Below are 12,756 nucleotides of genomic sequence, written 5' to 3'. Positions count from 1 at the left end.
GATCGGCTGCGCAGCAGCCGCCTCGGTCAATACAGGTTCGGCTCCATCTCCAACTCGACACCGAACCGTTCCAGGATATCGGCCTGGATCCTGCGCGCCAGGTCATGCAACTGCGCCCCGCTCGCCTGGCCATAGTTGACCAGCACCAGCGACTGCAAGCGATGCACCCCCGCATCCCCTTCCCGGTACCCCTTCCACCCCGCCTGCTCGATCAACCAACCCGCCGCCAGCTTCACCTGGCCGTCGGCCTGTGGATAGGCCACCAGGTTCGGATAGCGCGAGCGGATCCGTTCGGCCAGCGCCGCCGGCACCACCGGGTTCTTGAAGAAGCTCCCGGCATTGCCCAGCTCGGCAGGGTCCGGCAGCTTCTCCCGGCGAATGCTGCAGATGGCTTCGCTGATGGCCTGTGCGGTCGGCTGCTCGACACCCTGCTCAGCCAGGCGCTGACGCACCGGCCCGTAGTCCAGGTGTGCCTGCAATGTACGCGTCAGGGCGAAGCGTACCCGCAGGATCAACCAACGCCCCGGGTTGCGCTTGAACAAACTATCCCGGTAGGCAAAGGCGCACGCCTCCAGGCCGAAGTCCCGCAACTCGCCGGTTTCCCGGTCCAGCGCGGTCAGCCCGGCGAACACATCCTTGATCTCGACCCCATAGGCGCCGACATTCTGCATCGGCGCGGCGCCCACGGTGCCCGGGATCAGGCTGAGGTTCTCCAAACCGCAGAAACCCTGCGCCAGGCTCCACTGCACGAAGGGGTGCCAGGGTTCGCCGGCCTCGGCCTCCACCACCACCCGCTCGCCATCGTCGTGCAACACTCGCCGGCCATGGCTGGCCATGTGCAGCACCAGCGCGTCGACGTCACGCGTGAGCAGCAGGTTGCTGCCACCGCCGAGCACCAGCACCGGCACCTGCCGCTCGCCTGCCTCGGCCAGGGCCTGGCGTATCGCCTCGTCGCTGCACGCCTGGGTGAAGTAACGCGCCGTTACATCGATGCCGAAGGTGTTGTAGGGCTTGAGCGACACCCGCTCCTGCCAGCACGCCGTCATAGCCGCCCCTTGATTTCCACGACCAGCTCTCGGCAGGCGGCCTCGATCAGGTCCAGCACCTGCTCGAAGCCTTCGGCGCCACCGTAGTAAGGGTCCGGCACCTCATCCAGGGCGGCGCCGTAGCGCCGTAGGAACAGGTCGAGCTCGCCGCTCGCGGTGTGCGGGCGCATGGCCTGCAGATGACCGAGATTGTGCTTGTCCATGGCCAGGATCAGGTCGTACTCACCGAAGTGGGCCACCTGGACCTGCTGGGCACGCTGGCGCGACAGGTCGTAGCCACGCGCTAGGGCGGCGCGGCAGGTACGGCCGTCGGGCGCCTTGCCGACATGCCAGTCACCGGTGCCGGCCGAGGCCACATGGACCTGCGCGGCGAGCCCCGCCGCTTCGAGCTGGTGACGCAGCACGCCTTCGGCGGTCGGCGAGCGGCAGATGTTGCCCAGGCAGACGAACAAAACGCGCATCAGGCCTCCAGCAAGCGCCGCACGCGCTCCAGGTCTTCGGGGGTATCGACACCCACGGCCGGGGCCTCGAGCGCATCGGCGACATGGATACGCACGCCGTGCCACAGGGCACGCAACTGCTCCAGCGACTCGGCCTGCTCCAGCCAGCAGGGGCCCCAGGCGACGAAGTCCTGGAGAAAGCCCACACGGTAGGCGTACATGCCGATATGCCGGCGGTAAGGCACCGCCTCAGGCAGGCTGTCGCGATCCTTGGCGAAGGCATCCCGCGCCCACGGCAGCGGCGCGCGACTGAAGGTCAGGGCCAGGCCGTTCTTGTCGCTGACGACCTTGACCGCATTGGGGTTGAACACGGCTTGCGGCGCGTGGATCGGCTCGGCCAGGGTGGCGATGCCCGCTTCCGGGTGCGAGGCCAGGTTCACCGCCACCTGGTCGATGATCGACGGCGGGATCAGCGGCTCGTCGCCCTGGACGTTGACCACGATAGCGTCGGCAGGCAGCTCCAGGCGCGCGGCGACTTCGGCCAGGCGATCGGTACCCGACTCATGATCGGCGCGGGTCAGCAGCACTTCGGCGCCGAAAGCCTCGCAGGCCTGGACGATGCTCGTATCGTCGGTGGCGATGACCACACGGCTGGCGCCGCTCTTGCGCGCCTGCTCCCACACGTGCTGGACCATCGGCTTGCCGGCGATCGGCAGCAGCGGCTTGCCCGGCAGGCGCGTGGAACGCAGGCGGGCGGGAATCACCACGGTGAAGTTCAGGCTCATTTGTCCAGGCGCTCTTCGTCGGTCAGGGTGCGCGCTTCGCTTTCCAGCATCACCGGGATGCCGTCGCGGATCGGGTAGGCCAGGCCCGCGCCCTTGCTGATCAGCTCGGTCTTGTCGGCGCTGAGCTTGAGCGGGCCCTTGGTGATCGGGCAGGCCAGGATGTCGAGCAGTTTGGTGTCCATGGAAGCTTCCTTGAGGCCAATGGCCGGAAATTGACGATGATTCAGGGCTGCCGGTGCGTGGGCAGCAGGCGCGCGAGCTGGCTGTCGAACCAGGCGACGAAGGCTGGCGATGGCACGGCGTCGACCGCCAGGTACCACCAGTCGTCGCTGGCGAACCCACGGCATTTCACCGCATCCTTTTCGGTCATCACCAGCGGCAGCGGCGGGCTGAAGGCCAGGCTTTCGGCGCTGAACTGCGCATGGTCGGCGAAAGGGTGCGGCACCGGCTGCCAGTTTAGCCCCTGCAGGGTGTCGAAGAAACGCCGCGGGTTGCCGATGCCGGCCACGGCATGCACGGCCTGGCCGGCGGCGAAATGATCGAGGGCGCAGCGCTCGCCGCTGCGCAGGTTGACCAGGGCGCTGGGCTGCAAGCGGAAGGCGAAGCCGTTGTCGCGGTCGGCTTCGGCGCCGTTGTACAGCACGGCGTCGGCCTCCAGCAGGCGCTCGGCCGGCTCACGCAGCGGGCCGGCCGGCAGGCAGCGGCCATTGCCCAGGCCGCGGGCGGCATCGATCAGCACCAGTTCCAGGTCACGGGCCAGGCGATAGTGCTGCATGCCATCGTCGCAGAGGATCAGGTCCAGCGGCTCGCTGGCCAGCAGCGCCTGCACGGCGTGGGAGCGGTCGGGGTCGATCATCAGCGGCACGCCGGTGCGCTGGACGATGAGCAGCGGCTCGTCGCCAGCCTGTTCGGCGCCTTGGCCGGCCTCGACGCGCCAAGGCAAGCGGGGTGGCTTGGCGCCATAGCCACGGCTGACCACCCCCACCCTGAGCCCTTGCCGGCGGCAGTGCTCGACCAGCCAGAGGATCATCGGCGTCTTGCCAGTGCCGCCGACGGTGATGTTGCCCACCACGATCACCGGCACCGGTGCGCGGTAGCTGGCGCTGCCACCCTCGAGAAAACGTGCGCGCTTGCGCATCACCACACGCCGGTACAGGGCCTCGAGCGGCCGCAGCAAGGCCAGGGCCGGGTGCCCGGTGTACCAGGCGGCGAGCAAGCGGTCGGCGAAGGCCATCAGGGGGTCCCCTGGGCCGCCTCGACGGTGGTCATGCGCAAGTGGCTGAAGCCGAGTTTGCCGGCAGCATCCATCGCGGTGACCACGGCCTGGTGCGGGGTACGGCCGTCGGCGCTGATCGCCAGGGGCAATTCGGTGTCGCCGCCAGACTCCCGTTGCAGCGCCTCGACCAGGGTGGTCAGGTCGCTCTTGGGCAGCAGGTGGTTGTTGACCGAGTACACGCCATCGGCGCTGATGGTGACCTCCAGGCGCTTGCCCTCCTCCGGCGGCGCCTGCTCGGCACTGGCGGCTTCGGGCAGCTCGACGCGCAGTTGGGTCTCGCGGGTGAAGGTGGTGGTGACCACGAAGAACAGCAACAGCACGAACACCACGTCGATCAACGACGCCAGGTTGATGTCGACGTTCTCCCGCTGCCGATTGCGCCGGAATTTCACGCCTTGCCTCCGGCCACTTCGACTTCGCGATCGCCCTGCAGCACCTCGACCAGCTTGATCGCCTCCTGCTCCATGCCCACCACCAGCTCATCGATGCGCCGCTGCAGGAAGCGGTGGAAGAACACTGCCGGGATACCGACCATCAGGCCAGCGGCGGTGGTGACCAGGGCCTTGGAGATACCACCGGCGAGCACCGCGGGATTGGCGGTCATCTGCGTGCCCATGAAGGCGCTGAAGATGTCGATCATGCCCAGCACCGTGCCCAGCAGGCCCAGCAGCGGCGCCATGGCGGCGATGGTGCCGAGGGTGCTGATGTAGCGCTCCAGCTCGTGGATGACCCGCGAGGCGGCCTCCTCGATGCATTCCTTCATGATCTCGCGGCCATGCCGGGAGTTGGCCAGGCCCGCGGCGAGGATCTCGCCCAGCGGCGAATCGGCACGCAGGGCCTTGAGCTTGTCACTGGTCAGTTGCTTGTCCTTGATCCACATCCACACCTGGCCCAGCAGGTGCGGCGGGGTCACGCGACTGGCGCGCAGGGTCCACAGGCGTTCGGCGACGATAGCCATGGCGGCGATGGAGCTCAGAATGATCGGCAGCATCATCCAACCGCCGGACTTGACCAATTCCCACACGTTGAACATCCCCTTGGAAAAAGGTCGCCACTCTACCATAGGCGCGAGGGGGGCTCATCTGCCGGAGGTCGCTTCGGGCTGCAAGCCCGAAAGGTTCTCGCCAGAAGCGCCGCTGCGCCCGCAGCCCTTCGACCTCGCCGTGGCGCCCCAGTACCAGCCGCAGAGCCCCGTCCACCGCCGTATCGTGAATCGCCAGCCCATGCCGCCGGTACCGCTCGATGACCTGCGGGTGCGGATGCCCGAAGCCATTGCTCCGCCCCCGCGAGATCAGCACACCACGCGGCGCAGTGGCACGGATGAAAGCCTCGGTGGAAGAGCTGCGACTGCCATGGTGCGGTGACTGCAACCAGTCGATACGCGGCCCACCGGTGGCATCCAGCCAGGCCCGTTCGGCACCCGCCTCGATATCCCCGGCCAACAGCAGGCGCTCGCCCTGGGCTTCGACCAGCAAGGTGCAGGAGCGATCGTTGCTCCCCTGCCCTTCGGGCCAGCGCCAGAGCGAGAAACGCACGCCGTCCCATTCCCAGCGCTGGTCGTTGCTGCACGCTTGTGCCTGCAACGCCTGTGGCAACGCCATCGCCTCGCCAGCGAGCACGCGGCCAACCGGCAAGCCGCGATGAATGGCCTGCGCGCCACCGGCATGGTCGGCATGGGCGTGGCTGATCAGCAGCAGGTCAAGGTGACTCACCCCCAGCTTGCGCAGGGTCGGTAACACCACGTGCTCGCCCAGGTCGGTGTCGCCCCAGGCGGGGCCGGCATCGTAGAGCAGGCTGTGGTTGCGGGTGCGCAGCAGCACCGCCAGGCCTTGGCCGACATCCAACTGCCAGACCTCCACCTGGCCCTGCGGTACTTGTTCCCTAGGCGCCCACAGGGCCAGCAGCATGACCAGCCCCAGGCCACGCAGAGGCACGCCCCGAGGCAACAACACCAGCACCGCCCCGGCGAGTACCAACAGCCAGGCCCAAAGCGGCAGGGATGGAGGCGTCCAGGCCGGGCGCCAGCCCGCCACCACGGCCAGCAGGCGAAACAGCAGATCGACCAAGCCACCGGCCAGCCACAGCAGCGCCTCGCCCAGCCCTGCCAGCGGCAGCAGCGCCGTCCCCAGCAGGGCCAGGGGTAGCACGGCCAGGCTTATCCAGGGTACCGCCAGCAGATTGACCAGCGGGGCGGTGAGGCTGACCGGCAACCCCAAGGCCAACAAGGCCGGCAACAGGCCCACGGCGATCACCCACTGGGCGCGGCTCCAGGCCTGCCAGGGCCGCCAGCCACCGAGACGGCCGCCAAAACAGTAGATCAGCACCGCCACCGCCGCGAACGACAGCCAGAAGCCCGGCAACAAGCTGGCCAGCGGCTCGACCAGCAGTACGCCCACCAGCGCCAGCAGCAAGGGAAACAAGGCACCGAGATGGCGAAAACGCAGGCGCCACAGCAGCACGGCCGCCAACATCAGGCACGCCCGCTGCACCGGTACCTGGAACCCCGCCAATGCGCCATAGCCCAGGGCCGCGAGCATTGCCAGGGCGCAAGCCCAAGGCAGCCAGGGCAAGCGCCTTGGCCAGGCGCCCAGACGCGCGGCCCCGGCCACCAGGCCATACACCAGCCCAGCCAGCAGGCCGATGTGCTGCCCGGAAATCACCAGCAGGTGCACCGTGCCGGTGGCCTGCAACACCTGCCATTGCTCACGCGCAAGCCCTGCGCCATCGCCCAGCACCAGCGCCGCCAGCACCGCCTCGCGCCCCTGGGCATCCACCGCCAGCAGACGCTGGCGCACGGCATCGCGCCAGGCCCCGGTGGCCGGTGCCAGCAACTGCCCGGCCTTGACCGTGCCCGTGGCGCCGACCCGCCGCGCCAGCAAGCTCGCCTCGCGGTCTGGGCCATGAGGGTTGAGCAGGCCATGGGGGCGCTTGAGCGTGACCGCCAGCCGCCAGCGTTCGCCAGCCTTGACCGGCGGGCCGTCGAACCAGCTCAGTTGCAGCCGCCGGGGCAAGCCCGCGCGGCGCGATACCGCCTCGTCCAGCTCGAAGCGCATGGCCCTCCCCGACTGGGCCGGCAGGCCCGTTACCCGCCCCTCCAGCCACAGCGTGCGGCCATCCAGCTCCGCCGCCAGGCGATCGTCCAGTGCCAACTGCGCCGACCAGCAGGCCCAGGCCAGGCCCAGCAGCAGGCAGCCCAGCGGCCAGCCGCGCGTACACAGGCCTGCCAGGCCGGCCAGGGCCAGCACGAGCAGCCACCCGACCGATGGCAAGGCCGGCAGAAAGCCCAGGCTCAACAGCCCGAGCGCGAGCGCAAACATCCCTGTGCGCATGAGGTAAGGCTCCAGAAGCACAATCGCCTTCTGAGGCATAGACGAAATGGCGACAAAGCCCGCTCAACAATTGTCACAAACTCTGAACGAGGCTGTGCGGGAATCAGGGCATACTGAGCGCCTTCGACCCGCCGGGAGCCTACATGCCGCGCCGTCTTTTCAAACGCTACATGCCGGATCCGACCAGCATTCGAGAACACAAGTCCTTACGTTTTCTCGGCCGATTGCTGCACGATCCGAACCTCTGGCACCTGAACCGCCATTCGGTGGCGCGGGCCATGGGTGTCGGCCTGTTCGCAGCGCTCATCCCCCTTCCCATGCAGATGCTGCTGGCGGCCAGCCTGGCGATCCCATTGCGCGGCAACCTGCCGATCGCGGTCAGCCTGGTGTGGCTGACCAACCCGCTGACCATGCCACCGGTGTTCTTCGTCACCTACATGACCGGCGCCTGGCTGATGCAGATCCCACCGCGCACCCTCCCCGACGAACTGACCTTCGAGTGGATCACCGCCCAGCTCGCCACCGTCTGGCAGCCGTTCCTGCTCGGTTCGGTGGTCTGCGGCGTGGTCCTGGGCGTGCTCGCCTACTTCGCGACCATGCTGTACTGGCGCTGGTGGGTGGGCCGGCAGTGGCGCCGGCGCAAGCAGCGGCTGTCAGGCACGCATGCCGCGGCCGCTGACCAGCAGGCGGACACACAGCAGGTAGAGCACCGCGGTGGCCACCAGCATGAACGTAATCGCCGTGCCAATACGGATATCCGACACCCCTAGGATGCCGTAGCGGAACGAATTGACCATGTGCAGCACCGGGTTGGCCAGCGACACGGTCTGCCAGAACGGCGGCAGCAGGTTGATCGAGTAGAACACCCCGCCCAGGTAGGTCAGCGGCGTGAGCACGAAGGTCGGGATGATCGAGATATCGTCGAAGTTGCGCGCGAATACCGCGTTGACGAAGCCCAGCAGCGAGAAGATGGTCGCGGTCAACAGCACCACGACGATGGTCACGCCCAGGTGATGCACCTGCAATTGGGTGAAGAACAGCGACAGCAAGGTGACGATCACCCCCACGGCCAGCCCCCGCAACACACCGCCCAGCACATAGCCGACGAGAATGGTGTGCGGCGACACCGGCGAGACCATCAGTTCCTCGATCGAGCGCTGGAACTTGCTGCCGAAGAAACTCGACACCACGTTGCCGTAGGAGTTGGTGATCACCGACATCATGATCAGCCCCGGGACGATGTACTCCATGTAGCTGAAGCCGCCCATGTCGCCGATCTGCCGGCCGATCAGGTTACCGAAGATCACGAAGTACAGGACCATGGTGATCGCCGGGGGCAGCAGGGTCTGTGGCCAGATGCGCAGGAAACGCCGGACTTCGCGGTAGACGATGGTATTGAGGGCGACCCAGTTGGTGCGCAGTTCCAGGTTCATACGGCCACCTTCGACAGGTTCTTTTCCACCAGGGCCACGAACAGTTCCTCGAGTCGGTTGGTCTTGTTGCGCAGGCTCTGCACCTCGATGTTGCGCAGCGCCAGCTGGCCGAACAGCGCGGTGATACCGATGTCCTTGTCCACTTGCACCTCGAGGGTGTGCGGGGTGATCAGCCGGCACGGATATCCCTCCAGCGCCGGTGCGGCGGGCAAGTCGTGCTTGAGGTCGAGGACGAAGGTCTCGACGTGCAGCTTGCCGAGCAGCTTGCGCATGCTGGTGTTCTCGACGATGGTGCCGTGGTCGATGATGCCGATGTTGCGGCACAGTTGCTCGGCTTCCTCCAGGTAGTGCGTGGTCAGGATGATGGTGATGCCCTTCTGGTTCAGCTCGGTGAGAAAGCTCCACATCGAGCGGCGCAGCTCGATGTCCACCCCGGCGGTCGGCTCGTCGAGGATCAGCAGGCGCGGCTCGTGGATCAGCGCCCTAGCGATCATCAGCCGGCGCTTCATGCCACCGGACAGCGAACGCGATGGCACGTCGCGCTTGTCCCACAGGCCGAGCTGGGTCAGGTACTGTTCGGCGCGCTCCTTGGCCAGCTTGGCCGGGATACCGTAGTAACCCGCCTGGGTGACGACGATATCGAAGGTCTTCTCGAACTGGTTGAAGTTGAACTCCTGGGGCACCACGCCCAGGCAGCGCTTGAGCGCCGCAGGCTCGCGGTCCAGGTCGTGGCCGAAGACATTCACCGTGCCGCTGGTTTTGTTCACCAGGGTCGAGAGAATGCCGATGGTGGTGGATTTGCCGGCGCCGTTGGGGCCGAGCAAGGCGAAGAAGTCGCCCTCGGCAACCTCCAGGTCGATGCCCTTGAGGGCCTGGAAGCCATTGCCGTAGGTCTTGGTCAACTGTCGTATGGACAGGGCGGAACTCATAGCGGGTCACTTACCGAAGAAAAAGGTGCAGGACACGCCAGGTAAAGTCACTGGCGCAGTGAGTGCGGCCAATGGTGCAAGGCCTGGCCGCACAAGTACAGTCATGTCTATTGATAATGACTATCGAAGAAGCCGAGGTGTTCGATCAGGTCAGCGCGGTCATCACCGCTGCCTGGTAGGCCGGGCGCGCCGTCAGGCGCTCGTACCAGGCCTGCAGGTGGTGCATGGCCGGGCGCTCGATGGGCATCTCGAACCAGGCATAGATGAAACTCCCCAATGGGATGTCGCCCATGCCGATCTGGTCACCAGACAAGTACGGCTGGTGGGCCAGGGTTTCATCGGCGATGGCCAGCAGTTGGGCACATTGCTTGTGCGCGGCGTTGATCGCCACCCAGTCGCGCTGCTCTTCGGGCGTGCGCAGCAGGCCCCAGAACAGCGGGCGGAACGGGCCGGCGAAGGACGAGGTGGCCCAGTCCATCCACTTGTCGGCCTGGGCGCGCTGGCGAGGATCGTCCAGGTACCAGCCCTGCTCCTGGCCGTACTCGGCGCAAAGGTAGCGGACGATGGCGTTGGACTCCCACAGCACCAGGTCGCCGTCCTCGAGCATCGGCACCAGGCCGTTGGGGTTGCGCGCCCGGTAGTGAGGCTCGTCGACCACGCCGAAGGCGCCGCCGGCATCGATGGATTCGAAATCGAGGCCCAGTTCATGGGCGATCCACAGCGCCTTGCGCACATTGCTCGAGTTCTTGCGGCCCCAGATCTTCAGCATGACCCTGTCCTTGTGAATGCGGAGGGTGACCAGTCTACTCCAGAGAACCGCTTCGTGCCCCATCGCCGGCAAGCCCCAGGTTCGGCAACGCCCCCAAGAACGGCTCGGTCCGTGTGGAGCTTGCCAGCGATGGGCTGCAAGGCAGCCCCAGGATGACGAACCCGACAGAACGCCTGCAACCACACCCTGTCATCGTTCAGACCCTACCCTTCATGCCGTTGCGTCTAAGCTCTGTGGGACGGCTCAAGCCCCTGGTTCCAAGGAGGACCGATTATGTTGCTGTTGTGGTTGGTGGTGCTGGTGATCGGCGCGGCGTACCTCACGCACCGGCGCCTGGCGCCCTTGCAGATCCTGGGTATCCTCGCGGCCTATGTGCTGCTGATGGGCATTTTCAGCAGCGCCCCCGGCTGGCTGCTGACCCTGCTGTGGATCGTGCTGGCACTGAAGATCGCCCTGGTGGCATTGCCGCAGTGGCGGCGCAAGGTATTCACAGGCCCGGTGTTCGAATGGTTCCAGCGCACCCTGCCGCCCATGTCGCAGACCGAGCGCGAGGCCATCGACGCCGGCACCGTGTGGTGGGACGGCGAGCTGTTCAGCGGCCGCCCGAACTGGAACACCCTGCTCGACTATCCGGCACCGAAACTGACCGACGAAGAACAAGCCTTCATCGACGGCCCAACCGAAGCACTCTGCGCCATGGTCAGCGACTGGCAGATCGGCCAGGACCTGGACCTGCCGCCCGAAGCCTGGCAGCACATCAAGGATCAAGGTTTCTTCGCCCTGATCATCCCCAAGGAATACGGCGGCAAGGGCTTCTCCGCCTACGCCCACTCCCAGGTGGCGATGAAGCTGGCCACCCGCAGCGGCGACCTGGCCTCCACGGTGATGGTGCCCAACTCCCTGGGCCCGGCCGAACTGCTGCTGCACTACGGCACCGACGAGCAGCGCAATCACTACCTGCCACGCCTGGCCCGTGGCGAGGAAATCCCCTGCTTCGCCCTCACCGGCCCCTTGGCCGGCTCCGACGCCGGTGCGATGCCTGATACCGGTATCGTCTGCAAGGGCCAGTGGAATGGCGAAGAGGTCATCGGCCTGCGCCTGAACTGGGAAAAGCGCTACATCACCCTCGGCCCGATCGCCACCCTGCTGGGCCTGGCGTTCAAGGCCTACGACCCGGACCACCTGCTGGGCGAGGAAGAAGAGCTGGGCATCAGCCTGGCGCTGATCCCCACCGACACCCCCGGCGTCGAGATCGGCAAGCGCCACCTGCCCCTGGGCGCCGCCTTCATGAACGGCCCCAACAGCGGCAAGGACGTGTTCGTGCCGCTGGACTTCCTCATCGGCGGCCAGGGTATGCTCGGCAAGGGCTGGATGATGCTGATGAACTGCCTATCGGTAGGCCGCTCGATCTCCTTGCCTGCCGTGGGCACCGGGGTGGGCAAGTACACCAGCCTGGTCACCGGCCAGTACGCCAACATCCGTGAGCAGTTCAACGTACCGCTGGCGGCCTTCGAGGGTATCCAGGAATCCCTCGCCCGCATCGGCGGCAACGCCTGGCTGATGGACAGCGCCCGCCTGCTCACCGCCAAGGCCGTGGACCTGGGCGAGAAGCCCTCGGTGTTGTCGGCGATCCTCAAGTATCACCTGACCGAACGTGGCCGCGAGTGCATCCAGCACGCCATGGACGTGCATGGCGGCAAGGCCATCATCATGGGCCCGAACAACTACCTGGGCCGCAACTGGCAAGGTGCGCCGATCTTCATCACCGTCGAGGGCGCCAACATCCTCTCGCGCAACCTGATGATCTTCGGCCAGGGCGCGATCCGCTGCCACCCGTTCGTGCTCGAGGAAATGGCCCTGGCCGGGCGCGAGGACCGCGGGCAGGCGCTGGTCGAGTTCGATGAGCTGCTGATGAAGCACATCATGTTCGCCGCCGGCAACGCGGCCAGCACCCTGGTCTACAACCTCGGCCTGGGCCGCCTGGAGAACGTCCCTGGCGATGCCCTGAGCCAAGGCTACTTCCGTGCGCTCAACCGCCAGGCCGCGGCCTTCGCCCTGCTGGCCGACCTGTCGATGATGCTGCTCGGCGGTGCGCTGAAGCGCCGCGAACGGCTGAGCGCACGCCTGGGCGATGTGCTGAGCCACCTGTACCTGGGCTCGGCGGCGCTCAAGCGCTATCACGACCTGGGTTCGCCCGAGCACATGCAGCCCCTGTTGCGCTGGGCCATGGAAGAAAGCCTGGGCCAGGCGGAAAACGCCCTGGACCGGTTGCTCGATAACTTCCCTAACCGTTTCGTCGGTTGTGCCTTGCGCGTCCTGGTGTTTCCGTTCGGCCGTCGGCATACCGGGCCGAGCGACGAGCTGGACGCCGAGGTGGCGGCGCTGATCGGCCGAAGCAAAGGTGACCCGGCGCTCGAAGAATTGTTGACCGGTTGCTTCCGGCCCCAGGCGGAAGGCGACCCGGTGGCGGCACTGCAGCGGGCCTGCGACCTGCTGGATGAAACCGGGCCTTTGCACAAGACGCTGCACCACGCCATCAAGGAGGGGGGGGTACGGCTAGCGAACGGGCAATCGGCTATCGACGAAGCCGTCGCAGCCGGTGTCCTGCAGCCAGCCGAGGGCCAGCGTTTGCACGAAGCCGAAAGAGCCCGACGGGCAGTGATCGACGTCGATGCATTCGAAAAAGACGCGCTCACGCTCAACCCAGACCAGGTGCGATAGCCGGCATAAGCCAGATAGCAGCGAGCGG

General features: G+C 66.8%; 12 protein-coding genes and 1 pseudogene. 2 read left to right on the top strand and 11 right to left on the bottom strand.

Going from position 1 to position 12,756, the window contains the following annotated elements; translation table 11 throughout:
* Nucleotides 1–26: 26 nt before the first annotated feature.
* The 8 genes and pseudogenes from murB to NJF35_RS06600 form a co-directional block, all read right to left on the bottom strand.
* A complete protein-coding gene (murB, locus tag NJF35_RS06635; protein ID WP_225787061.1) occupies nucleotides 27–1,046 on the bottom strand; it encodes a UDP-N-acetylmuramate dehydrogenase in 1,020 nt (339 codons plus the stop codon).
* Nucleotides 1,043–1,507 carry a low molecular weight protein-tyrosine-phosphatase gene (locus NJF35_RS06630; RefSeq protein WP_225787062.1) on the bottom strand — a complete coding sequence of 155 codons (465 nt, stop codon included), beginning with the start codon at nucleotides 1,505–1,507 and terminating at the stop codon, nucleotides 1,043–1,045. Before NJF35_RS06630 ends, murB begins: the two co-directional genes overlap by 4 nt.
* Nucleotides 1,507–2,271: a 3-deoxy-manno-octulosonate cytidylyltransferase gene (kdsB, locus tag NJF35_RS06625; protein WP_225787063.1), complete on the bottom strand. Its 765-nt coding sequence runs from the start codon at nucleotides 2,269–2,271 to the stop codon at nucleotides 1,507–1,509. Before kdsB ends, NJF35_RS06630 begins: the two co-directional genes overlap by 1 nt.
* Nucleotides 2,268–2,453 (bottom strand): Trm112 family protein, encoded by a 186-nt coding sequence (locus tag NJF35_RS06620; RefSeq protein ID WP_011532874.1) that lies wholly within the window; start codon nucleotides 2,451–2,453, stop codon nucleotides 2,268–2,270. Before NJF35_RS06620 ends, kdsB begins: the two co-directional genes overlap by 4 nt.
* A 41-nt stretch (nucleotides 2,454–2,494) precedes the next feature.
* Nucleotides 2,495–3,505: a tetraacyldisaccharide 4'-kinase gene (gene lpxK / locus NJF35_RS06615; protein ID WP_253080441.1), complete on the bottom strand. Its 1,011-nt coding sequence runs from the start codon at nucleotides 3,503–3,505 to the stop codon at nucleotides 2,495–2,497.
* A complete protein-coding gene (locus NJF35_RS06610) occupies nucleotides 3,505–3,939 on the bottom strand; it encodes an ExbD/TolR family protein (RefSeq protein ID WP_225787065.1) in 435 nt (144 codons plus the stop codon). Before NJF35_RS06610 ends, lpxK begins: the two co-directional genes overlap by 1 nt.
* Nucleotides 3,936–4,571 carry a MotA/TolQ/ExbB proton channel family protein gene (locus NJF35_RS06605; protein ID WP_410045865.1) on the bottom strand — a complete coding sequence of 212 codons (636 nt, stop codon included), beginning with the start codon at nucleotides 4,569–4,571 and terminating at the stop codon, nucleotides 3,936–3,938. The genes NJF35_RS06610 and NJF35_RS06605 overlap by 4 nt, the downstream gene beginning before the upstream one ends.
* Before the next feature lie 94 nt (nucleotides 4,572–4,665).
* A pseudogene (locus NJF35_RS06600) lies at nucleotides 4,666–6,876 on the bottom strand (DNA internalization-related competence protein ComEC/Rec2); the annotation flags it as partial.
* A 143-nt stretch (nucleotides 6,877–7,019) separates the two neighbouring features.
* On the opposite strand from NJF35_RS06600, the gene NJF35_RS06595 reads away from it, so the two are divergent.
* A complete protein-coding gene (locus NJF35_RS06595; RefSeq protein ID WP_225787068.1) occupies nucleotides 7,020–7,646 on the top strand; it encodes a DUF2062 domain-containing protein in 627 nt (208 codons plus the stop codon).
* Here NJF35_RS06595 and NJF35_RS06590 read toward each other — a convergent pair.
* From NJF35_RS06590 to NJF35_RS06580, 3 genes are all read right to left on the bottom strand, one after another.
* A complete protein-coding gene (locus NJF35_RS06590; protein ID WP_225787069.1) occupies nucleotides 7,530–8,309 on the bottom strand; it encodes an ABC transporter permease in 780 nt (259 codons plus the stop codon). The genes NJF35_RS06595 and NJF35_RS06590 overlap by 117 nt on opposite strands.
* Complete coding sequence (locus NJF35_RS06585) at nucleotides 8,306–9,238, bottom strand: ABC transporter ATP-binding protein (RefSeq protein WP_225787070.1); 933 nt, start codon at nucleotides 9,236–9,238, stop codon at nucleotides 8,306–8,308. The genes NJF35_RS06590 and NJF35_RS06585 overlap by 4 nt, the downstream gene beginning before the upstream one ends.
* A 145-nt stretch (nucleotides 9,239–9,383) precedes the next feature.
* On the bottom strand, nucleotides 9,384–10,007 hold the full coding sequence (locus NJF35_RS06580; protein ID WP_225787071.1) for a glutathione S-transferase: 624 nt from the start codon (nucleotides 10,005–10,007) through the stop codon (nucleotides 9,384–9,386).
* A gap of 273 nt (nucleotides 10,008–10,280) precedes the next feature.
* On the opposite strand from NJF35_RS06580, the gene NJF35_RS06575 reads away from it, so the two are divergent.
* Entirely contained in the window at nucleotides 10,281–12,728 is a 2,448-nt protein-coding gene (locus NJF35_RS06575; RefSeq protein WP_225787072.1) for an acyl-CoA dehydrogenase, read from the top strand.
* The last annotated feature ends 28 nt before the right edge of the window (nucleotides 12,729–12,756 follow it).

The organism is Pseudomonas guariconensis (genome assembly GCF_024127895.1).
In the GTDB taxonomy this organism is placed as follows: domain Bacteria; phylum Pseudomonadota; class Gammaproteobacteria; order Pseudomonadales; family Pseudomonadaceae; genus Aquipseudomonas; species Aquipseudomonas guariconensis_B.
This window is presented reverse-complemented; position numbering and strand designations above follow the sequence as displayed.

Excerpts from the sequence above, each read along its gene's own strand:
- lpxK (WP_253080441.1), bottom strand. The coding sequence starts at position 3,505 with ATGGCCTTCGCCGACCGCTTGCTCGCCGCCTGGTACACCGGGCACCCG.
- NJF35_RS06595 (WP_225787068.1), top strand. The coding sequence starts at position 7,020 with ATGCCGCGCCGTCTTTTCAAACGCTACATGCCGGATCCGACCAGCATT.
- murB (WP_225787061.1), bottom strand. The coding sequence starts at position 1,046 with ATGACGGCGTGCTGGCAGGAGCGGGTGTCGCTCAAGCCCTACAACACC.
- NJF35_RS06580 (WP_225787071.1), bottom strand. The coding sequence starts at position 10,007 with ATGCTGAAGATCTGGGGCCGCAAGAACTCGAGCAATGTGCGCAAGGCG.
- NJF35_RS06575 (WP_225787072.1), top strand. The coding sequence starts at position 10,281 with ATGTTGCTGTTGTGGTTGGTGGTGCTGGTGATCGGCGCGGCGTACCTC.
- NJF35_RS06630 (WP_225787062.1), bottom strand. The coding sequence starts at position 1,507 with ATGCGCGTTTTGTTCGTCTGCCTGGGCAACATCTGCCGCTCGCCGACC.
- NJF35_RS06590 (WP_225787069.1), bottom strand. The coding sequence starts at position 8,309 with ATGAACCTGGAACTGCGCACCAACTGGGTCGCCCTCAATACCATCGTC.
- kdsB (WP_225787063.1), bottom strand. The coding sequence starts at position 2,271 with ATGAGCCTGAACTTCACCGTGGTGATTCCCGCCCGCCTGCGTTCCACG.
- NJF35_RS06585 (WP_225787070.1), bottom strand. The coding sequence starts at position 9,238 with ATGAGTTCCGCCCTGTCCATACGACAGTTGACCAAGACCTACGGCAAT.
- NJF35_RS06620 (WP_011532874.1), bottom strand. The coding sequence starts at position 2,453 with ATGGACACCAAACTGCTCGACATCCTGGCCTGCCCGATCACCAAGGGC.